Source organism: Streptomyces scopuliridis RB72 (assembly GCF_000718095.1).
Classification (GTDB): Bacteria; Actinomycetota; Actinomycetes; order Streptomycetales; family Streptomycetaceae; genus Streptomyces; species Streptomyces scopuliridis.
On the sequence record NZ_JOEI01000005.1, the window covers coordinates 529,728 to 549,782 of the forward strand.

General features: G+C 72.4%; 19 protein-coding genes. 12 read left to right on the plus strand and 7 right to left on the minus strand.

Going from position 1 to position 20,055, the window contains the following annotated elements; genetic code table 11:
• Nucleotides 1-10 precede the first annotated feature (10 nt).
• Nucleotides 11-967 (minus strand): DUF1444 domain-containing protein, encoded by a 957-nt coding sequence (locus IF11_RS0107775; protein WP_030350716.1) that lies wholly within the window; start codon nucleotides 965-967, stop codon nucleotides 11-13.
• A gap of 160 nt (nucleotides 968-1,127) precedes the next feature.
• Between IF11_RS0107775 and IF11_RS0107780 the strand changes: the two genes are divergently transcribed.
• Both IF11_RS0107780 and IF11_RS0107785 read left to right on the plus strand, forming a co-directional pair.
• A complete protein-coding gene (locus IF11_RS0107780) occupies nucleotides 1,128-1,538 on the plus strand; it encodes a VOC family protein (RefSeq protein ID WP_030350717.1) in 411 nt (136 codons plus the stop codon).
• Between the two features lie 500 nt (nucleotides 1,539-2,038).
• Nucleotides 2,039-4,414 (plus strand): GTPase-associated protein 1-related protein, encoded by a 2,376-nt coding sequence (locus IF11_RS0107785; protein ID WP_030350718.1) that lies wholly within the window; start codon nucleotides 2,039-2,041, stop codon nucleotides 4,412-4,414.
• A 30-nt stretch (nucleotides 4,415-4,444) separates the two neighbouring features.
• Here IF11_RS0107785 and msrB read toward each other — a convergent pair whose 3' ends face one another.
• The 4 genes from msrB to IF11_RS0107805 form a co-directional block, all read right to left on the minus strand.
• Complete coding sequence (gene msrB, locus IF11_RS0107790; RefSeq protein WP_030350719.1) at nucleotides 4,445-4,852, minus strand: peptide-methionine (R)-S-oxide reductase MsrB; 408 nt, start codon at nucleotides 4,850-4,852, stop codon at nucleotides 4,445-4,447.
• 44 nt (nucleotides 4,853-4,896) lie between these two features.
• On the minus strand, nucleotides 4,897-6,300 hold the full coding sequence (gene murC, locus IF11_RS0107795) for a UDP-N-acetylmuramate--L-alanine ligase (protein WP_030350720.1): 1,404 nt from the start codon (nucleotides 6,298-6,300) through the stop codon (nucleotides 4,897-4,899).
• A 58-nt stretch (nucleotides 6,301-6,358) separates the two neighbouring features.
• Nucleotides 6,359-6,811, minus strand: coding sequence for a hypothetical protein (locus tag IF11_RS0107800; RefSeq protein ID WP_030350721.1), 453 nt, complete (start codon nucleotides 6,809-6,811; stop codon nucleotides 6,359-6,361).
• Nucleotides 6,812-6,983: 172 nt separating this feature from the next.
• Entirely contained in the window at nucleotides 6,984-7,802 is an 819-nt protein-coding gene (locus tag IF11_RS0107805) for a pyrimidine reductase family protein (protein ID WP_030350722.1), read from the minus strand.
• A 37-nt stretch (nucleotides 7,803-7,839) separates the two neighbouring features.
• Between IF11_RS0107805 and zapE the strand changes: the two genes are divergently transcribed.
• The 5 genes from zapE (at nucleotide 7,840) to IF11_RS0107830 (ending at nucleotide 13,055) form a co-directional block, all read left to right on the plus strand.
• The gene (zapE, locus tag IF11_RS0107810) at nucleotides 7,840-8,937 is read left to right on the plus strand and encodes a cell division protein ZapE (protein WP_030350723.1); all 1,098 of its coding nucleotides are present in this window, start codon (nucleotides 7,840-7,842) and stop codon (nucleotides 8,935-8,937) included.
• A 121-nt stretch (nucleotides 8,938-9,058) separates the two neighbouring features.
• Complete coding sequence (locus IF11_RS0107815) at nucleotides 9,059-9,484, plus strand: OsmC family protein (RefSeq protein ID WP_030350724.1); 426 nt, start codon at nucleotides 9,059-9,061, stop codon at nucleotides 9,482-9,484.
• A 279-nt stretch (nucleotides 9,485-9,763) separates the two neighbouring features.
• Nucleotides 9,764-11,152, plus strand: coding sequence for an alkaline phosphatase PhoX (locus IF11_RS0107820; protein WP_030350725.1), 1,389 nt, complete (start codon nucleotides 9,764-9,766; stop codon nucleotides 11,150-11,152).
• A 75-nt stretch (nucleotides 11,153-11,227) separates the two neighbouring features.
• Complete coding sequence (locus IF11_RS0107825; protein WP_030350726.1) at nucleotides 11,228-12,112, plus strand: PPK2 family polyphosphate kinase; 885 nt, start codon at nucleotides 11,228-11,230, stop codon at nucleotides 12,110-12,112.
• 85 nt (nucleotides 12,113-12,197) lie between these two features.
• Nucleotides 12,198-13,055: a polysaccharide deacetylase family protein gene (locus tag IF11_RS0107830; protein WP_078490526.1), complete on the plus strand. Its 858-nt coding sequence runs from the start codon at nucleotides 12,198-12,200 to the stop codon at nucleotides 13,053-13,055.
• 33 nt (nucleotides 13,056-13,088) lie between these two features.
• Here IF11_RS0107830 and IF11_RS41235 read toward each other — a convergent pair whose 3' ends face one another.
• Nucleotides 13,089-13,259: a hypothetical protein gene (locus IF11_RS41235; protein WP_165840709.1), complete on the minus strand. Its 171-nt coding sequence runs from the start codon at nucleotides 13,257-13,259 to the stop codon at nucleotides 13,089-13,091.
• 23 nt (nucleotides 13,260-13,282) lie between these two features.
• Nucleotides 13,283-13,960 carry an AIM24 family protein gene (locus IF11_RS0107840; RefSeq protein ID WP_030350728.1) on the minus strand — a complete coding sequence of 226 codons (678 nt, stop codon included), beginning with the start codon at nucleotides 13,958-13,960 and terminating at the stop codon, nucleotides 13,283-13,285.
• 87 nt (nucleotides 13,961-14,047) lie between these two features.
• Here IF11_RS0107840 and IF11_RS0107845 point away from each other — a divergent pair, with 87 nt between their 5' ends.
• The 5 genes from IF11_RS0107845 to IF11_RS0107865 all read left to right on the plus strand — a co-directional run bounded on the left by IF11_RS0107845 (nucleotide 14,048) and on the right by IF11_RS0107865 (nucleotide 19,990).
• A complete protein-coding gene (locus IF11_RS0107845) occupies nucleotides 14,048-14,785 on the plus strand; it encodes a peptidyl-tRNA hydrolase (RefSeq protein ID WP_030350729.1) in 738 nt (245 codons plus the stop codon).
• A gap of 113 nt (nucleotides 14,786-14,898) precedes the next feature.
• On the plus strand, nucleotides 14,899-15,678 hold the full coding sequence (locus IF11_RS0107850) for a DUF4142 domain-containing protein (protein ID WP_206300759.1): 780 nt from the start codon (nucleotides 14,899-14,901) through the stop codon (nucleotides 15,676-15,678).
• Between the two features lie 169 nt (nucleotides 15,679-15,847).
• Entirely contained in the window at nucleotides 15,848-17,164 is a 1,317-nt protein-coding gene (locus IF11_RS0107855) for an MbnB/TglH/ChrH family RiPP precursor modification enzyme (RefSeq protein WP_030350731.1), read from the plus strand.
• A gap of 6 nt (nucleotides 17,165-17,170) precedes the next feature.
• Nucleotides 17,171-18,163, plus strand: coding sequence for a TIGR04222 domain-containing membrane protein (locus tag IF11_RS0107860; RefSeq protein ID WP_030350732.1), 993 nt, complete (start codon nucleotides 17,171-17,173; stop codon nucleotides 18,161-18,163).
• Nucleotides 18,164-18,358: 195 nt separating this feature from the next.
• The gene (locus IF11_RS0107865) at nucleotides 18,359-19,990 is read left to right on the plus strand and encodes an alpha/beta hydrolase (RefSeq protein WP_051745672.1); all 1,632 of its coding nucleotides are present in this window, start codon (nucleotides 18,359-18,361) and stop codon (nucleotides 19,988-19,990) included.
• Nucleotides 19,991-20,055 lie beyond the last annotated feature (65 nt).

Below are 20,055 nucleotides of genomic sequence, written 5' to 3' on the forward strand. Positions count from 1 at the left end.
GATGTCGTCCTCAGATGTCATCCGGCGACTCCTGGCGGGCCAGCCGTTCCAGCAGCTCGTGGAAGTCGTCGCCGACGACGATCCGCAGCCCCTCGCCGTCCCTGGCGCTCAGCTGCGTGAGCGCCCCGGCGCGCCACCAGTAGACGTACGGGCTGACCGCCCCCGGGGCGTCCTCGTACCCGGAGGCGGCGAACGCGGTCATGGCGGTGAGGGTCGGGATGATGGAGGTGTCGTGGATGACATGGAAGGCGAGCTGGTGCCGGAAGGGCATCGCGACCAGCGCGCCGTCCGGCGGGATCGGCCGGCCGGTGACTTTCCGTACGACCGCGTCCAGGGACAGGACCCGGCTGGCCGTGTAGAACGAGTCGCCGAGGAGCACCTCGAAGCGCGTCCCGTCGGAGTCCTTGACGGTCTCGTGCCCCTCGATCGGCAGCTCCTGGAGATTGCTCAGGGCCCGCTCACGGAGGTGCTGGAGCCGGCCGAGCGGCTCCAGGGCCTCGTCGGTGAGCATCATGACGCTCTCGGGGAGATCGAGGGCGAGCACTTCGTACAGCCCGGGGGCGACGGAGCGCGCGTAGCCGAAGGTCTGCGGGTCGAGGCCGTCCTCGCTGATCACCCGGGGGTAGAGCTGGGCCCGGATCTGCTCGGGCGGCAGCGTGTCCAGCGCGGACGGGGAGTCCATGGTGCGCAGCACCATCCCCGCGTGCCGCCGGGCCAGATCGCCCCAGACGCGGGGGCCGCGCTCGTCGTGGTGGCAGACGGCGGCGAGATTGCTTAGGCCGAACTGACGGCCGGAGCTGTCGGTCACCTGGTCCGCGTAGAGGGTGACCTCAAGGCCGTGCTCGGCGAAGGCCTCCCGGACCTGGCTGCGGAACCGCGCGGCCTCGTCGACCGAGAAGAAGGGGAACGCGAGGTCCCGGGGCGCGTCGCGGCTGTCGCGCTTCGGCCCTCGTCGGAACAGCCCCACACCATCGCCTCCTGCCCGATCGTCCGGTGATCGCCCGTCCCGGTGATCGCCCAACCTCTGATGCTAGTCGCAGGGGGTGACAGCGTGGCGGGCCGCACCCTGTCACGTCTGCTCCCGCGCGGTCTTGCTGGGGGCCGGTCATACGTATAACGTACGCCGCATGCCTTATATCGCCCTGGCCACTCTCGTCGTGGACGACTACGACAAGGCGCTCGCCTTCTATACGCGGGTCCTCGGCTTCGAGCTGATCGAGGACACCGAGCGGGGCGACGGCTCGCGCTGGGTCGTGGTCCGCCCGCGCGCTGTCAGCAGCGATTCGAGTAGTTCAGCGGGCTCCGTGGGCCTGCTGCTCGCGCGCGCCAAGGACGACGCCGAGCGCGCGAGCATCGGTGTGCAGACCGGCGGCCGGGTCGGCTTCTTCCTCCACACCGAGGACTTCGCCCGCGATCACGCCCGGATGCGCGCCGCCGGGGTCCGCTTCCTGGAGGAGCCGCGCCATGAGCCGTACGGCTCGGTCGCCGTCTTCGAGGACCTCTACGGCAACCGCTGGGACCTGATCCAGCCCGCCTGAAAAGATCCCGGCCCGACTCCCGGCCCCGGCCGCAGCCCCGTCCGCGCGCGCCGTCGGGGCCGTACGGAGTCTTGCCGTACGGCCCTGACGGCCCTGCGCCTCCCGCCCGGCCCCGCCCCCTTCCAGGGGGACTTCCGCAGCAGCCATAAGCGGGATTCCTACACCCTCCAGGACGCTTTCCTCAGCACGTCCACGCTCCCGCACCGAGCCCGCGAGCGCAGGAGGGCGGCCCCCCGAACCGGGGGTTCAGCGCACCGTTCCTGGGCAGTGAGCAGGAGTGCGTCCTTGCTCACCGGCACGTCCCGAACGGTCTTGGACGCTCCCCCACAGCCTGTGCGAACCCCCGCGAACGCGGGTGTGATTCCCTGTCTCCGCCCGTGCGGGACCGGGGGTCCGTGCGCGCGAGCCCCTCGCCGGACGGTACCTTCGTGCTGCCGAACTCGACGCCGCCCGAGCCGGGTTGATGGCCGGGGCACGCAAGGAACGAAGGGGGCCGGCGCATGAGCCTGGCGCAGCTGCACTACACCTCGGCCCCGCAGGGACCGGACGGACCCGATGGGCCCGACGGACCGGACGGACCGGGCTCCCGGTTCACTGCGGTCACCCCGGGCATACCGCGGTCGCTGCTCAACGAGGCCGAGCCGCTGCTCGGGTACGAGCCGCCGCGCGATGCCCCCGAACACCCCGGCGCCGCCGAACTCGCCGCGTTTCCCCAGGCGTTCAGCCACACCCTGCTCTCCGACGGTACGCGTCTGCTCGCCCGCGCGGTCCGTACGGGCGCGAACGGCGGCGGCCCGGCCGGCTCCCACACCCACGCCGTGCTGCTCCCGGGGGACGCGGGCCTGCCCGGCGGAGGGCTGCCCATCTCCGCCTGGAACTCCTCGCGATGGGCCTCCGCCGCCCCAGTCGGCGGGTCCCCGGCGCAGCTGGAGGCGCTTCCCCCGTCGGGTCTCCTCGGCCGGGAGGCGCTGGTCGGATTCGCCGCCTCGCGCGGCCCCTGGCTCCCCGGCTTCCTGGCCAGTCTGCGCGAGCTGACCGAGGAGGCGCCCGGGCCCCGGGACGCGGACCGGGCGGCGCGGATCGTCCTCGTGGAGCGGGACAGCGCCGATGTGGCGCTGTGGATCGCGCTGGCCTGCGCCGTACTGCCGCGCGACCGCGCCGACCTGCTGACCTTCACCACCTATACGCGCCGGCCGCGCGACGCCCGGCAGCGGATCGTCGGCGTACTGCCCGGGGACGCGCCGGAGCCGGACGGGTTCGACCACCGCTGCCGGGTGCACGACTGCACCGCCCCCGTACCCGCCGAGCGCACATCGACGGACATCTGGGCCGGGATCGCCGCGCGCGTCTGGCTGGGCCGGGCCCCCGAGCTGTTCGCGGAGGCGGCGGCGCTGCCGGGCGGCGTCTTCTCCCCCGGCGCCCTGGCCGTCGTGGCGCTCTGCGCGGATCTCGCGCCGGGCCCCGACGGCCGTACGGCGGCGGCCGGCTGGGCGCAGACGCATGCGCGGGCCCTGGGCGAGGCCCGGCTGCACCGGCTCGTCGAGGCGTTCCAGGCGGGCGCAGAGGACCGGACGGCGGCCGAATTCGCCGCGCTGACACGGCTGTTCACCGCGCTCCCCGAAGACCTCGGACAGCGGCTCGCCGCCGGGCTCGCGCTCGAACTGCGCGCGGGCGTCGCGGACTCCGGACCCGGCATCACCCGGCCGGTGGAGCTGCTGCGCGTCGCCGATGTGCTCGGGGTGGACTGTACGGATCTGCTGCCCGGTCTCGCCCGCCGGCTGGCCCGCTCCCTGCTCGCCGACCCGGAGGCCGCCGACACCCCGGGGCTGCTCACCGTCCTGGAGGAGCATTTCGAGCTGCGCACCGCGCTGCTCAGCGCGCTGGACGCCCTCGCCGCCGAGGATCCGCCCGCCGCCGTCCGGCTGCTCGGCCGTACGTCCCTGGCTCTCACGGGGGTCCAGGCCCTGCCGCATCTGCGGATGTGCGCCGGTGCGCCCTGGACACCGGCCGCCGGAGGCGGCGACGGCCTCGCGGCGCTGCATGCCGCGCTGCGCGCCTGCGGGGTTTCGCCGTTCACCGATCCGCTGGTGCTGCGGACGGCCGTACGGCTGGTGTGGGACGGCGGGGCGCCGGCCCCGGGCGAGGCGCGGCGGCTGCTCAGCGAGACGGGTTCCGACGCGCACCGCGCCGCGGGCACCTGGCGCACGCTGGTACGGGCCGCGCTCGACACCCCCGCCGGCACCGCCCCCACCGACACCGGCGTCGACGACGCGGACGCCGCCGCGCTCGCCCACGATCTGCTGCGCTGCTTCCCCGACGAGCTGGAGCCGCGCGTACGGGGCGCCCTGCTGCTCCTGGAGTTCGCCGGCGAGATCGGCGCGGGCCGGGCCGGACCCCCGTGGACCGAGCGGGTGCTCGCGCTGCGCGCGGAGGCGGAGCCGGTGGAACCGGCCGTACTGGCCCGGGTGTTCGGGACCCTGACGCGCCGGCTGCTCTCCGAGGAGCGGCCGGAGGGCGAGCTGTACGCCCTGATCCACTGCGGCGAGCCGGAACTGCTCACCGCGTACGCGACCGCCGCCCAGGAGGAGCGGGTACGCGACCGGCTGCGTACCGCCCCGGCCTACGCGGCCGACTGCTTCATCGCGTGGAGCTCCCTCCCCGGCGCGAACCGGGCATGGGACAGGACCCGTACCTCACTGCTCGACAAGGTGCTGCGCCCGGCCGTGCGCGCGCTCTCCGAGGAGGACACCGCCTCCGTCGAGCGCTGCCTTGAGCGGGCCGGGCTTCACCGCGCGGAGGAGTTCAGGGCCTGGAACCGCCCGGGGGCCCTCAGCCGGCTGAGCCGCCGCTTCGGCGGCCTCGGACGGCCCCGTTAGCAGGGCCGTCCACACCGTGCCTCGGACAGGTCAGCTCTCGTCCGGGGCCAGCCGCAGCGAGATGCTGTTGATGCAGTACCGCTGGTCCGTCGGGGTCGGGTAGCCCTCGCCCTCGAAGACATGGCCGAGGTGCGAGCCGCAGCGTGCGCAGCGGACCTCGACCCGGACCATGCCGTGGGAGCGGTCCTCGATCAGCTCGACCGCGTCCGTGTCCTTCGGGTCGTAGAAGGACGGCCAGCCGCAGTGCGACTCGAACTTCGTGTCGGAACGGAAGAGATCGGCGCCGCACGCGCGGCAGGAGTAGACGCCGGTCGTCTTGGTGTCCGTGTATTCGCCGGTGAAGGCGGGCTCGGTGCCGGCCTTGCGGAGTACCTGGTACTCCGCGTCGGTCAGCTCCGCGCGCCACTGCTCGTCCGGCTTGTCGATGTCGTACGGCATGCGCTCTCCTCAGTCGGTCGGACGGGCCCGGCTGCCCGGCGGGCTCAGTCCCCCAGCCGGGCCAGGATGTCGGGACCGAGGTCCGTGACATCGCCCGCGCCCATGGTGAGAACGAGATCACCGGGGCGTGCCATTCCCGCGACCGCGTCGGGGACGGCTCCCTTGTCGTGGACGGCGGTGACGGTGGCGCCCGCCTCCTCGGCCGCGTCGGTGATCAGGGCGCTGGTGACACCGGGCAGCGGGTCCTCGCGGGCCGGGTAGATGTCCAGCACCAGCGAGGCGTCGGCGAGGGCCAGGGCCTGGCCCATCTCCGTGGCCAGCTCCTGCGTACGGGAGAACAGATGCGGCTGGAACACCACCAGCAGCCGGGAGCCGGGGGCCGCCGCAGCCCGCATCGCCTCCAGGTCGGCGGTCATCTCGGTGGGGTGGTGCGCGTACGAGTCGATCACCTGCACGCCCGCGGCCTCGCCCTTGAGCTGGAGGCGGCGCTTGACCCCGGTGTACGTGCCGAGGGCCGAGGCCAGATTGTGCGCCGGGATACCGAGGGCGATACCGGCGGCGAGGGCGGCGACCGCGTTGTGGGCATAGTGCCGGCCGGGGACCGAGACGGTGAAGGTCAGGAAGCGGCCGTCGAGCAGGACGGTGACCTCGCTGGTCAGACCGCGTGCGGTGACCTTGTGGACGCGTACGTCGGCGCCCTCGGCCTCCCCGTAGGTGACGACCTCGATCGTGCTGAGACCCCGGACCCGGGAGGCCAGCTCGACGGCGCCGGGCTGGTCGGCGGCGATCACCAGCGTGCCACCGGGGACGATCTTGCCGGTGAACGCCTCGAACGACTCGTAGATCTCGTCCATCGACGCGTAGTTCGCATGGTGGTCCAGCTCGACATTGAGGACGATCGCGACCTCGGGGTCGTACTTCTGGAAGCTGCGGTCGCTCTCGTCCGCCTCGGCGACGAAGATCTCGCCCGCGCCGTGCCGGGCGTTCGTGCCGGGCCCCGCGAGGTCGCCGCCGATGGCGTACGAGGGGTCGAGGCCCAGTTCGGTGAGGGCGACGGCCAGCATGGAGGTCGTGGTGGTCTTGCCGTGGGTGCCCGCGACGGCGATCGCGCGCAGCCCGCCCATCAGCGAGGCCAGCGCGTCGGAGCGGTGCACGACGGGTACGGAGAGCTCGGCGGCCCGGGCCAGCTCGGGGTTGTCGGCCCGGATCGCGCTGGAGACGACCACGCACGAGGCGTCGTCCGCGAGGTGCTCCGCGGCATGGCCGATATGCACGGTGGCCCCCAGCGCCCGCAGCGCCTCGGCGGTCTCCGACTCCTTCGCGTCACTGCCCGCGACCTTGGCGCCGCGCTGGGCGAGGATCTTGGCGATACCCGACATTCCGGCGCCGCCGATACCGATGAAGTGCGGCCGTTCCATGGCTGCGGGGATACCGGGTGCCGGTGCCATACGTGTTCTCTCCCAAGGTGCAGGCGGGGTACAGCGTGCAGCTGTAGCGGACCCCAGCTTATTCGCTGTGCGCGAAGAGTTTGAGCACCGGTACGCCGACCTTGTGGCGCGCCCGGGACGCCCAGTCGCGGTGGAAGAACTCCTCCACGTAGTGCGGCTCGGTGAGGACGATCACCTCATCGGCCCCGGCTTCGTCCACGACCTCCTTGAGCCGGTCGAGCGGATGCTCCTCCACGACCTGGCCGGTGGCCGCGGATCCCTGGCCGCGCAGCGCAGCCAGCGAGTGTTCGAGAGCGAGTTCGGCGGGCTGTCTGGCTTCCTCGCCCTCCGGCACCTCGTCCTCCCTGGCCGCGTCCCGCAGTTCGCCGATCGCGATGTCGTCGATGGCGCGCAGCAGCAGATCCGCCTGGTCGCCGCGCGGCTGCATGAGCACCACGAACGAGATCTCCTCGTCGCCGTGGAGGGTGGTGACGAACTCCACGTCCTCCCGCGACAGGGGCTTCTCGATCATCAATACGCTTGTGAACACGACAGGTGCCCCTCTTCTTCCAGGGCCGTGCGGCCCACTGCTGAAACCATCCTTCCCCGTGCCCGCACGGGGTCTGTGACAGTAAGTCTGCCCAGCGGAAGCTAACCGGAACGGCAAATTCCGCTGATTGTCAGACACGCGGGTGCCGGGTGGTTCAGACGCGCCGGTACCGGGTGAAGAGGAACCCGTCCTGCTCCAGCAGCGACGCCAGGGCGAACCGTTCGGGCACGGCGGGAGCCGGCCCGCCCGCGATGCGCTGCGCGTACCCCGAAGTGAGCATCGGAGACACGGTCAGACAGAGTTCGTCCAGCACCCCCGCCGCCACGAACTGTCCGAGCAGCCTCGGTCCGCCCTCGGTGAGCAGCCGGACCAGTCCGCGCTCCGCCAGGGCGTGTACGACCCGCTCCGGGTCCGCCCCGGGGCCGTCCCCGGCGATCACCACCCCCACGCCCGCCTTCTCCGCGGCGAGGATCCGCTCCGGAGGCGCCGCGGCGCCGGTGAGAATGAGCGTCGGGACGACGGGGGCGGTGAACAGCGGCAGCGAGAAGTCCAGCGCCAGACTCGCGCTGACCACGGCGATCACCGGCGCGGGCGCCTGACCGGCCGCCGCCCGGCGCGCCGCGAAGGCGTCGCGGGCGCGGGCCGGCCCGTACTCCTCCAGGCGAACCGTTTCCGCGCCCACCACCACCGCGTCGGCGAGCGCCCGCAGGGTGCCGAAGATCCGCATATCGGCGGCGGAGGAGATGGACTGCGAACGGCCCTCGTGGTGGGCGGCGCCGTCCAGCGTGGACACCATGTTGGCGCGCAGCCAGGGCCGTGCGATGCCGCCGGTGCCGGCGGCGCGGGGGTACGCGTAGGCGTCCGCCAGCTCGTCGAGCGTCCAGTCACGGTCCGTGCCGGACACAACCGCTGAATCCCCTCCGGAAGCCGCGGCGGAGTGTGTCTGATCGGTCACAGGGAACAGGCGTCGCATGCGAAGCAGTCTGGCATGGCGCATAGAGTTACGAACTGTGTCGTCCTCCACCGCGGCGTCCGGCCGTCAGTCGATAACCGAAGCGGCCCCGCTCTCCCTCCGCGCACGTGAGCCACGCGTCCCCGCCGACCGGCTGGTCGCGGAGATGGTGCCGCCGCCGCGCTTCGACTCCGTACGGTTCGACACGTACGTACCCGACCCCCAGCAGCCCAGCCAGACCGAGGCGGTCTCGGTCCTGAGCACGTTCGCGGCGGGGCTGGGCGGAGCGCATCCGGCCGGCGGCGGACACGGAAAGCGGCGCTGGTTCGCCAGAAAGCCCGCGGCGCCCACCGGTCCGCGCGGTGTCTATCTGGACGGCGGCTACGGCGTCGGCAAGACACATCTGCTGGCGTCCCTCTGGCACGCCACTCCGGCCGCGCCGGGGCAGAAAGCTTTCGGCACGTTTGTGGAGCTGACGAACCTGGTCGGCGCGCTGGGCTTCCAGGAGACCGTACGGACGCTCAGCGGGCATCGGCTGCTCTGCATCGACGAATTCGAGCTGGACGATCCGGGCGACACCGTCCTCGTCTCCACCCTGCTCGGCAAGCTCGTCGACGCGGGAGTGGCCCTCGCCGCGACCTCGAACACCCTCCCGGGCAAGCTCGGCGAGGGCCGGTTCGCCGCCGTCGACTTCCTCCGGGAGATCCAGGGCCTGTCGGCGCGGTTCCGCCCGCTGCGCATCGACGGCGAGGACTACCGGCACCGCGGACTGCCCGCGGCTCCCGCTCCGTACTCCGACGAACAGGTGACCAGGGCCGCGTACGCGACCGAGGGCGCCAGCCTCGACGACTTCCCCGGGCTGCTCGAACATCTCTCCCGGGTCCATCCGAGCCGGTACGGAGCGCTCACGGACGGGGTGCGGGCCGTCTGCCTCACGGATGTCGCGCCGGTGCCCGATCAGTCGACCGCGCTGCGGCTCGTCGTCCTCGCGGACCGGCTGTACGACCGGGAGGTGCCGGTGCTCGCCTCCGGGCTCCCCTTCGACCGGCTGTTCAGCGAAGAGATGCTGAACGGCGGCTACCGGAAGAAATACTTCCGGGCGATCTCGCGGCTGACGGCCCTGGCGCGGGACGCGAAGGGGCTGGTCGCCCAGTAGGTTCGGTGCCGTAACTCCGTAAGTCCGTAACGCCGCTTAACCTCAAAGCCGTAACACCTCGCGTCATCACACCGCTGTACTCACACCCGTATCACCACGAACCAAGCAGAAGGGTTCCACCATGGCCACCACGCGCCAGGCGCACACGGTCTGGGAGGGCAACCTCCTCCAGGGCACGGGCACCGTCACCTTCGACTCCTCCGGCATCGCCGACCAGGCAGTCTCCTGGCCCTCCCGCGCGGAGGCGGCGAACGGCAAGACCAGCCCGGAGGAGCTGATCGCCGCGGCCCACTCCAGCTGCTTCTCGATGGCGCTCTCCAACGGTCTCGCGAAGGCCGGCACGCCGCCGACCAGGCTGACCACCCAGGCCGATGTCACCTTCCAGCCCGGCACCGGCATCACCGGTATCCACCTCACCGTTCAGGGCGAGGTCCCGGGTATGGACGCCGCGGACTTCGAGAAGGCGGCCGAGGACGCCAAGGTGAACTGCCCGGTCAGCCAGGCGCTCACCGGCACGACCATCACGCTGAGCGCGTCGCTGGTCTGACGCGACACCCGAGGCTCGGGCGTGTTGCGAAAGTCCCGCCTGGCCCGCGACGCCCGGCACGCGCGCTCGCCGCGTTGTCGGAGTCGTCCAAGTACGTCCAGTACGAGGACGATCCTCCGCCTTGCAATCACACGCACCGGACGCCGCGAGCCCCGCCCTGCGGGCGGACGGCGCTACTTTCGCAACGCGCCCTGGTGACCCGCATGGTTCACGTGGTCACACCACACGTGCTACACACATGCGGGTCACGTCTCCTGTCCGCCAACAGGGAGTTGCCTCATGTCAGCAACACGGCGTCAGATCCTCGCCCGCACCGGCGCCATCGCCGCGGGTATCACCTTCAGCGGAGCCGTCTCCGAGCTCTTCTCCGGCACCGCCGCCGCCCAGGGACTCGGCCGCCGCGGCTACGGTCCGCTGGTCACCGACCCGGACGGCCTGCTCGATCTTCCCCGGGGGTTCCGCTACAAGGTCCTCTCCAGGGAGGGCGATCCGCTGCGCTCCGGCGAGGGCCGGGTCCCCAGCAACCACGACGGCATGGCCGCCCTCCCGGGCCGCCGGGGCCGCGTACACCTGGTCCGCAACCACGAGAACCGCGCCACCGCCCCGATCCCCGTCCCCGCCGTGCCCGGCCTCACCTACGACCCGATGGGCAAGGGCGGCTGTACGGCGCTGGAGCTGGACGGCCGCAACAACGTACTCGGCGAACGCGTCGCCATCGCCGGAACCGCCGTCAACTGCGCGGGCGGCCCCACCCCTTGGGGCACCTGGCTCACCTGCGAGGAGACCGAGGACAGAGCCGGCACCAACGGCTACACCAAGGACCACGGCTTCATCTTCGAGGTCGACGGCGCCGATCCGCGCCGTACCGGCGCCGTACCGCTGACCGCCATGGGCCGCTTCCAGCACGAGGCGATCGCGATCGATCCCGGCACGGGCATCGTGTACGAGACGGAGGACGCGTTCGACCGTCCGTTCGGGCTCTTCTACCGTTTCCTGCCCCAGAAGCCGCACGGCGGGACCGGATCACTGCGCGCGGGCGGCGCCCTGGAGGCCATGCGGGTGCCGGGGGTGCCTGATCTGTCGGCCGTCCAGGAACCGGGCACGTCCTTCGACCGGGTGGAGTGGGTCCCCGTACCCGACCCACTGGCGCGGGAGACCCCGATCCGGCTCCAGGACTTCGGCCCCCGGGGCATCACCCACGCGCAGAAGCTGGAGGGCTGCTACTGGGGCGAGCGCGCGGTCTACTTCGTGTCGAGCTTCGCGCGCAGCGCGGAGGGCTCGGCGGCGGATCACTACGGGCAGGTGTGGAAGTACGAGCCGAAGCGGCGCCGGCTCACGCTGGTGATCGTCTTCGGCCCCGACACCGATATCCAGCTGCCCGGCGAGTCCCCCGACAACATCTGCCTCGCGCCGAGCGGCGGCCTGATGGTGTGTGAGGACGGCGGGGGCGCCCAGCATGTGTTCGGCGTGACCCGCGGGGGCGAGGTGTACGCACTGGCCAGGGGCGCCCAGGCCCTCACATCAGCCGCTGCCGCGGCGGGCGGCACCCCGGAGGAGCCCGAGTGGGGCGAGTTCGCGGGCGTCACCTTCTCGCCGGACGGCGCGACGATGTACGTGAACTGCTATACGCCGGGGACCACGTTCGCGGTGACCGGCCCCTGGGAGTAGTCCCCGGCGGCGTCAGCGGTCGCAGAACGCGCCGATCCGACGCACTCTCTAAGGAGCCGACCTAAGGGGTGCGCAGTGGCCAAGAAGGACAGGAAAGCCGGAAGGCGGAAACAGCCACCACCGGCCCTCCGTGAGCTGCTGCGCATCCCCGAGGGCGAGCCCGTCGACCTCGCTTCGTACGACTCCCGGGCCACCCCGGGCGGCCCGGCGGACAAGGCGGCGGCGCTCGCGGCCGTCCCTCCGCTGGCGCAACGTCTGGCCGGTCTCCAGGAACGGCTGTACGCGGCCAGCACGGCGGGCGGCGGCCGCCGGGTGCTGCTGATCCTCCAGGGCATGGACACCAGTGGCAAGGGCGGCACGATCAAGCATGTGATCGGCCATTTCAACCCGGCGGGCTGCCGGATCAGGGCCTTCAAGACCCCGACCCCGGAGGAGCGGAGCCACCCCTTCCTGTGGCGCGTCAGACGGGCGCTGCCCGAGCCGGGCGAGATCGGGATCTTCGACCGTTCGCAGTACGAGGACGTCCTGATCACCCGCGTACGCGAACTGGTCCCCCGCCGCGATCTGGGCCGCCGCTACGGCCAGATCAACCGCTTCGAACAGGGGCTCGCCGACAACGGCGTGACGCTCGTGAAGGTCTTCCTCCACCTCGGCCACGAGGAGCAGCGCGACCGTCTCCTGGCCCGGCTCGACAACCCGGACAAGCACTGGAAGTTCAGCCCGTCCGATATCGAGGACCGCGCGCTGTGGCCCGCCTACCAGGAGGCCTACGAGCTCGCCCTGCACCGCTGCTCGACGTCGGCGGCCCCCTGGTACCTGGTCCCCGCGGACCGCAAGTGGTACCGCAACTGGGCGATCAGCACGCTGTTGCTGGAGCATCTGGAGGCGCTGGACCCGGCGTATCCGGAGGCCGACTTCGACGTCGAGGAGAGCCGCCGGCTGCTGCTGGCGACGGGCTGATTCCGGGCGTGAGCGTACGGGGCGACTTCGGCCTGGGCGAGTGCCGTGCGACCGTTCCAGGTGGATCATCATATATTTTCCGTGAGTGACCACATATGTACGTATTCTCGCCACCACCACCGCCGCCGTCGCCGTCCTGGGCGCCACCCTCGCCGGTTGCGCGGACGGCGCCGGCAAGGCCGTGACCTCCGGCTCCTCCGCCGCGCGCGCCGCCGCGACGTCCAGTCCCGGGGCAGTGAAGGGGCCGCCGACCCTGGCCCCCGGCCCCGGCGGGCTGACCCCGGTCTTCAAGCGCGGGAACCCGGCCGCCGGCAAGACCGTGGCGCTCACCTTCGACGCCGATATGACGGCGGATCAGGGCACGCGCGCGGCGCGCGGCGAGCGGTTCGACAACCCTTCGCTGATCGCCCTGCTGCGCCGGCTGGAGGTGCCCTCGACGGTCTTCATGACGGGCCGCTGGGCCGAGGAGTACCCGACGCAGGCGAAGGCGATCGGCGAGGACCCGCTCTTCGAGATCGCCAACCACTCCTACAGCCACTACGCCTTCACGGCCGACTGCTACGGGTTGCCACGGGTCGGCGAGACCAAGATGAACGAGGACGTGCAGCGGGCCTTCACCGCGTTCGACGAGGCCGGGGCGCGCAATGTGGTGCCGTACTTCCGCTTCCCCGGCGGCTGCTACGACGACGCGGCGCTCCGGGCTCTGGCGCCCTCGAAGGTGACCGCGGTCCAGTGGGACGTCGTGAGCGGCGACGCCTTCGCCACGGACGCGGAGGCGGTCGCGCAGCAGGTGCTGGAGGGCGTGAAGCCCGGGTCGCTGGTGGTGATGCACTGCACGCGCAGCGCGGCGCCGGTGACGGAGGACGCCGTACAGCAGATCGTCCCCGAGCTGCGGAAGCAGGGCTACCGGTTCGTCAAGGTCTCGGAGCTGATGAGCCACTGACCGGGCGCGGCCCGAGGGGCGGCGGGACGGCGGTCAGCCCGAGCACGCCGTCCGCTGGGCCTCCTGCCACTCGCAGACGGGACAGAGCGTCGCTCCCTTGACCGTCTCCGGGTACTCGGTCGGTTCCGCGCACAGCACGCAGTCCGCGTACGCGACCCCGTCCGCCGCCTCTTCCCCTGCTTCTTCCACCGCTTCGTCCGCCATACCGCGAGCGTACTCAGCCCCGGTCAGTGCGCGGCGGCCTTCTGCGGGGTGGCCTCGCTCGGCCGGACGATGACGAAGCCGTCGCCCTGGAGCATCAGCTGGACGGCCTCGCCCGAGCCACCACGGATCATCGAGCCGACGGACTGCGAGCGGTGCAGCGAGGTGGAGAGCTGCGCGCTCCATCCGACGACCGCGTCGGTGTCGACGTACACCGGGGCCTGGCCCGTGACGGGGATCACTATGGGGTTGCCCTCGCATATGACGCCGAGCTTCCCGTAGCCGGTGAAGAGGCTGTTGAAGAGCCCGCCGCCGGTCATCCCGGCGCCCTTCACCGTCTTGATCTCGTACGAGAGCGTCGGGTCGAAACAGAGCACATTGCGGCCGTTGATGGTGAGCGCGTCGCCCTGCTCGATATCGACGATGAAGCAGTTGGCGGCCTCCTGCGCGAACCACGCCTCGCCCTGGCCCTTGACGCTCATCAGCGGCAGGCCCTCGCCCGTGACGGCCCGCTTGAGCAGTCCCCCTATGCCCTGGCCCTTGCGTTCGAACTGGAGGCTGCCGCGGAAGGCGATCATGGATCCCTGCCGTGCGTACATCTCGCCTTGGACGGCGTACTTGATCGATTTGGTGTTCTGCAGCGTCATCCCGGGGGCGGCGGCCGGCTGCGCCAGGTACTCGGCGGAAAAGAGATCGCTCTTCATGCCGTGCATACTCACCCGGACGCACCCATTCCGCCAAGAAAGGTTTGCCCAAGAAAGCAGGACCGGGGCTGCTGGCAGACTGGACCCGTGAGCAGTGACATCAGCGACCGCAGTGACCGCGTGCCCGACGGGACCTCCCGCGACGAGGCTCCCCAGTTCGTACTGCCGCTGGTGGTCCGGATCGAGAAGGCCGCGCCGCCCGCCCGTACCGACGCCCTGGAGACGGCCGCCCGCGCGGTGCTCGTGATGCTCTCCGACGAGCGGTCGGTGGGCGAGGGCGAGTGGGCGCGGGCCATGCGGGACTGGCAGGACGCCCGGATCCGCAAGGTGGTACGGAGGGCGCGCGGCGCGGAGTGGCGCCGCGCCTCCGCGCTCCCCGGGCTCACGGTCCTGGGCGCGGGGCCCACGACGGAGACGGCGTCCACCGCCGAGGTACGCGTCTTCCCGCCCGTCCCGCTCGACGGCTGGCCCAAGGAGCTGGCCAAGCTCCAGGTCTCCGGCACCGAACTGGACGACGCCGAGCCGCCGCCCGCACCGGACCCGGCGCTGCCCGTGCTCTGGATCGCTCCCGGCCTGGACATGTCGGCGGGCAAGGCGATGGCCCAGGCCGGGCACGGCGCCCAACTCGCCTGGTGGGAGCTGTCGGAGACGGAGCGCAAGGCCTGGCGCGAGGCCGGCTTCCCGCTCGCCGTCCGTACCCCCGACGCGGGGCGCTGGCGCGAACTCACCGCCAGTGGACTGCCGGTGGTCCGTGATGCCGGATTCACGGAGATCGCGCCCGGCTCCTGCACCGTGGTCGCTGATCATCCGGCGCTGCGGAGCTGAACACTCCGGCCGGGCCGTACGTATCTCCCGGTACCGCGAAGCGGGTTGAACAGCCGGTCAGGCCGGCGGTGGGTTCAGCGGTGTCGGAATTCGGTTCGGGAGGCAGCACATTGTTGCGACGCATCAACGGTACGGCGCTCATCATCGCGGCACTGGTCGTCACGGTCGGGGCCCTGGCCTTCCCCGTCTGGTCGTACGCCGACCGCTCCGGCACTGGTCAGGCGAACCTCAACGCGTCCAGTGTGGCCACCCAGTGGGGCCCGCTCTCCGCGACCGACCGCGATCTCCTGGTGAAGGTGCGGCTGGCGGGGCTCTGGGAGCTGCCGGCCGGGCAGCAGGCCATCGAGCGCGCACCCAGCCAGGCGATCAAGGAGTGCGGTGACCATCTGGTCGTCGGCCACACCGATCTCGACAAGCGGGCCCGCGATGTCGCGGCGAAGCTCGGGGTCGAGCTGCCGAACCAGCCGAACGAGCAGCAGCAGGGCTGGCTCAGGGAGTTGTCGGCGGCCACCGGCCAGGAGTACGAGCAGAAGTTCGCCAATCTGCTGCGCAATGCCCACGGCAAGGTCTTCGCGCTGATCGCGCAGGTCCGGCACACCACCAGGAACACGCTGATACGGCAGCTGGCGAGCGACGCCAACCAGACCGTCCTGGACCACATCACGATGCTGGAGGCCACCGGCATGGTCGACTTCGACGCGCTCGCCAACGAGGCGGCGGGCACCACGACGGCCAGCCCGACCGGACCGCCGCCCCCGAACGGGAATCTGCCGCCCGCGCCGGACGCCCTGGCGCCCAGCGGCAATGACACCTTCACCTCCCGGCCCTCCACCCAGCCGGGCGCCCCGACGGCGATCAACACCGACCGGCCGGCGCCGGGGACCGACCCGTAGAAACCCGTCCCCGGCGTTCCGTCCCGTACGCGCCGGCGCCGCCGTGGAACCTCAAATCATCCTCTGAACGTCCCCCTCTGCGGATTCACCGGCGCGCCGCGGGGTCATCACCTCTGCACCGCGCCCGTCGCGGACAGGGGAACACCTCGGACACCGAGGAGGGGGAGCCATGAACGACACACCACAGCTGGGGATCGGCATCGGCTGGCGCCCGGAGATCGCGGACACGGTCGAGGCGCTGTCCGGTGTCGACTGGGTCGAGGCCGTCGCGGAGAATCTCTGCCCCGGCCATCTGCCCGACTCGCTGGTACGGCTGCGGGAGCGCGGCGTGACCGTCGTACCGCACGGGGTCTCGCTCGGCCTCGGCGGAGCGGACCGTCCGGACGCGCGGCGGCTCGCGGATCTCGCGGAGCGCGCCGAGGCCCTCGGCTCCCCTCTGGTCACCGAACACATCGCGTTCGTACGGGCCGGCGGGGCGCTGACCGCGTCCCCCGTCCTGGAAGCCGGTCATCTGCTGCCGGTCCCGCGCACCCGGGACGCCCTGCGCGTGCTCTGCGAGAACATACGCATCGCCCAGGACTCGCTGCCCGTGCCGCTCGCCGTGGAGAACATCGCCGCGCTGATCCGCTGGCCGGACGAGGAGATGAGCGAGGGTCAGTTCCTCGCGGAGCTGGTCGGGCGCACGGGCGTGCGGCTGCTGATCGATGTCGCCAATCTGCACACCAACCAGGTGAACCGGGGCGAGGACCCGGCGAAGGCCCTGGACGAACTGCCGGTCGAGGCCATCGCGTACGTCCATGTCGCGGGCGGGACCGAGCGCGACGGTGTCTGGCACGACACCCACGCGCACCCGGTCACCGCGCCGGTGCTGGACATACTGGCCGAGCTGCGCGCCCGGGTCGCCCCGCCGGGCGTCCTGCTGGAACGGGACGACGACTTCCCGCCCGCCGCCGAGCTGGCCGGTGAACTCACCACGATCCGGGAGACGATCACGGCCGCGGCGGCCGTCGCGTCTCCACGCCCGCGGAAGGGGGCGGGGGCAAGGGGTGCGGAAGAGCGCGAGGCGGGCGACACCGACGCCGCCCGCGGCCGGCTCGCGCTGAGCGAGGCCGCCCTGCTCTCCTCGCTGGTCGCCGGTACGCCCGTACCCGAGGGGTTCGATCCGCGGCGGCTGCGGGTCCAGAGCCGCGCCCTCGCCGCCAAGCGCGCCGGGGTCGTGGCCAAGGTCGCCCCCGAGCTGCCGGAGATCCTCGGCGAGGGCTTCCGCCCGGCGTTCCTGGCGTACGCCGCGCACACACCCATGCGCGCCGGATACCGCCGTGACGCGCTCGACTTCGCCGAGAGTCTGCTGATCGAGGGGCGCCCCGAGGACTCCGCCGCCCGGCGGCGGCTGACTCTCTGGTGGCGTGAGCGGGCCGCCTCGCGACCGCCGCGCCGGGCGACCCGTCTCATCCGCGTGGCCCGTGCCGCGCTCGTGGGGAGGTGAGGGACGGTGACGGCCTTCCTTCTCAGCGCGGTCCCTCTCGCGGTGGCCGTCTCCTCCGTCCTGCTGATCACGGGGGTGGTCCGGTCGCGCGGCGGGGTGACGGGCACGCCCGCCGTCCATGACGTGTGGGAGGCGGCGTTCCTCGGCGGCGGTCCCGGCAGGGTCGTGGACGCGGCGCTCGCCGGGATGCGGGAGGACGGCCGAGTGGCCATCGGCGGCCCCGGCATCGTCGCCGTACTCCAGCCGACCGCCCGTCACCCGGTGGAGCGGGCCGTGCTCCAGGAACACGCCATGGCGCCCAGCGGCGCTCTGCACGCGCTCCGCCTCGCGGTGATGCGCGCCCCGGCCGTACAGCAGGTGGGCGACGCGCTCGCGGCGCGCGGGCTGGTGGTGCCCCGCGCGCGGACGCGGCCGTGGCGGACGTGGGGCGTCACCCAGGGGGTGCTCTGCTTCGTGGCCCTGCCCGTGTCGTTCATCGCGGGCGCGCTGGCGACCTTCGGATCCCCGGGGTCCGGTCCCGGCGGGATGTGGGCGTTCTCCCTGCTGCCGGTCCTGTTCGGGGGCGCGATCGCGGGGTTCGTCTGCGCGGCGTTCGCCGGGCGGCGGATCACCGGAGCGGGGCGGCGGGCGCTGCGCGACTTCGTCGCCGGGCTCGCGTACACCGGCGCCTCGGCGGCGCACCAGGTCGCGGCGCACGGGGTGGCGGGGGTGCCGGACCCGGAGCTGCGGGGGCAGTTGCGCACCGCCGCGCGGATGCGGCCGGGGCGTGACTTCGCACCGGCGGCGCATATGTCCGCCGCCGTGGTGGCCTGGTGCTCCGGCGCGGAGCCCGGCTCGGGGAGTGGATGCGGCGGTTCGGGGTCGGGCTGTGGCGCGAGCTCCTGCGGAGGCGGAGGTTCCAGCGCTTCCAGCGGTTCCGGCGGGGACGGGGGCGGCGGGGGCGGCAGCAGTTGCGGTGGAGGCGGTGGAGGCGGCTGTGGGGGCGGCGGGGGCACGTAAGGACCGGGGTTCCCAAGGATCCGGCCGGGCACATCCCGTACCGTACGGCCACCCCTCAGACCCTTCGGAGTGGCCGTACGACGCATCGGGGTCATTGCGACCGACACCGCGCACGGATGCTTGTCCGGCCCCGCCGCTCTGCCGACCCTCTGTCTGCGGATCATCCTCCGGTCCGTACGCACCGAAGGGAAAGCGATGAGAGCAGTAGCGAAATACGGGGCTCTGACCACCCTCGGCTCCGTGGTCCTGTCGGCCCTCGTCGCCGCCCCCGCGGACGGGGCCGACGCCACCGGCGACACCACCACCAGCGCGGCCCGCGGTGTCGTCCTCGCCGCCCAGCGCGCCGCCACCGACGGGATCACCTTCGGCGCGTGCCCCAAGGCCGAGCAGCTGCCCGACCCCATCGCCTGCGGCACGGTCGAGGTCCCGCTCGACTACACCGAGCCCGACGGCCGGACGATCAGCCTCACCGTCAGCCGTGTGCCCGCGAGCGGGAGTCCGGAGCAGCGGCAGGGCGCGCTCGTCTTCAACCCCGGCGGCCCCGGCGCCTCCGGCATGTACTTCCCGATGGCCGCCGAGGTGCCCCACTGGAAGCGGATCGCCGAGGCGTACGACCTCATCGGCTACGCCCCTCGCGGAGTGGGCCGCTCCGCCCCGCTCTCCTGCGGGGATCCGGCGGACTTCGGCAAAGCCCCGACGCAGTCCCCGGTCCACCCCTCCGAGTCGTACAAGCGGGAGCGGATCGCCGAGGCCAAGGCGTACGCGCGGGGCTGCGCCAACGCCGCCGGCCCCGCGCTCCCCCACTACAACTCGCTGAACAACGCCCGCGATCTGGATGTGCTGCGCGCGGCGCTCGGCGAGCAGAAGCTGACCTTCATGGGCGCCTCGTACGGGACCTACTTCGGCGCGCTCTACGCGACGCTCTTCCCCTCGCACGTGGGCCGGATGGTCTTCGACTCCGTCGTGAACCCGGACCCCGAGCAGATCTGGTACCGCAACAACCTCGACCAGTCCGTCGCGTTCGAGCGGCGCTGGGAGGACTTCCGCACCTGGGTGGCCAAGCATGACGCGACGTACCACCTGGGCACCGACGCCGAGGCGGTGCGGCAGAGTTACGAGAGGGTACGCGCCGGGGTCGCGCACAAGCCGGCCGGCGGGAAGGTCGGGCCGGGCCAGCTGCAGGCGGCGATGCTCGGAGCCGGTTACTACGACGACTACTGGCCGACGCGCGCCTCGGCCCTCTCCGAGTATCTGAAGGGCAATCAGAAGCCGCTGATCGACCAGGCCGCGCCCCGTCCGGCCGCCGCCGCGGAGAGCGAGAACGCCACGGCGGTCTATACCGCGGTCGAGTGCAATGACGCGCCCTGGCCCACGGACTTCGCGGTGTGGGACCGCGACAACACCGCGCTGGCACAGCGCGCGCCGTTCGAGACCTGGGACAACGCCTGGATGAATCTGCCGTGCGCCTACTGGACCGGGCCCCGGCAGCGGCCGACAGAGGTCCGCGCCCTGCCGGGCCAGTTGCCCCCGACGCTGATCCTGGCCGCGGAGCGGGACGCGGCGACGCCGTACGAGGGGGCGGTGGAGCTGCACAAGCGGCTGGCCGGTTCGGCCCTGGTGACCGAACGGGACGCCGGTACGCACGGGGTGTCGGGCGGCGGCAACGCCTGCGTCACCGCCTATGTGGAGGACTACCTGCTGCACGGAAAGGCGCCGGTGCGGCGCGCGGATTGCGCGCCGCACGCGGAGCCGGACCCGGCGTCGGCGAAACCGGCCGACAGGCTGGTCGACCTGCGCAGGAGGCACAATCCGGGGGCTCGTTTCTGAGCGTGCGGGAGCACGAGCCGATCGCCGGACCCGAACAGCGGCGTCGCGGGAACCCACAGGCACCC

Coding starts and splice junctions, on each gene's coding strand:
- IF11_RS41235 (WP_165840709.1), bottom strand. CDS start 13,259: ATGGCGGACGAAGCGGTGGAAGAAGCAGGGGAAGAGGCGGCGGACGGG.
- IF11_RS0107780 (WP_030350717.1), top strand. CDS start 1,128: ATGCCTTATATCGCCCTGGCCACTCTCGTCGTGGACGACTACGACAAG.
- IF11_RS0107865 (WP_051745672.1), top strand. CDS start 18,359: ATGAGAGCAGTAGCGAAATACGGGGCTCTGACCACCCTCGGCTCCGTG.
- murC (WP_030350720.1), bottom strand. CDS start 6,300: ATGGCACCGGCACCCGGTATCCCCGCAGCCATGGAACGGCCGCACTTC.
- IF11_RS0107855 (WP_030350731.1), top strand. CDS start 15,848: ATGAACGACACACCACAGCTGGGGATCGGCATCGGCTGGCGCCCGGAG.
- IF11_RS0107800 (WP_030350721.1), bottom strand. CDS start 6,811: ATGATCGAGAAGCCCCTGTCGCGGGAGGACGTGGAGTTCGTCACCACC.
- msrB (WP_030350719.1), bottom strand. CDS start 4,852: ATGCCGTACGACATCGACAAGCCGGACGAGCAGTGGCGCGCGGAGCTG.
- IF11_RS0107785 (WP_030350718.1), top strand. CDS start 2,039: ATGAGCCTGGCGCAGCTGCACTACACCTCGGCCCCGCAGGGACCGGAC.
- IF11_RS0107815 (WP_030350724.1), top strand. CDS start 9,059: ATGGCCACCACGCGCCAGGCGCACACGGTCTGGGAGGGCAACCTCCTC.
- IF11_RS0107820 (WP_030350725.1), top strand. CDS start 9,764: ATGTCAGCAACACGGCGTCAGATCCTCGCCCGCACCGGCGCCATCGCC.
- IF11_RS0107840 (WP_030350728.1), bottom strand. CDS start 13,960: ATGAAGAGCGATCTCTTTTCCGCCGAGTACCTGGCGCAGCCGGCCGCC.
- IF11_RS0107805 (WP_030350722.1), bottom strand. CDS start 7,802: ATGCGACGCCTGTTCCCTGTGACCGATCAGACACACTCCGCCGCGGCT.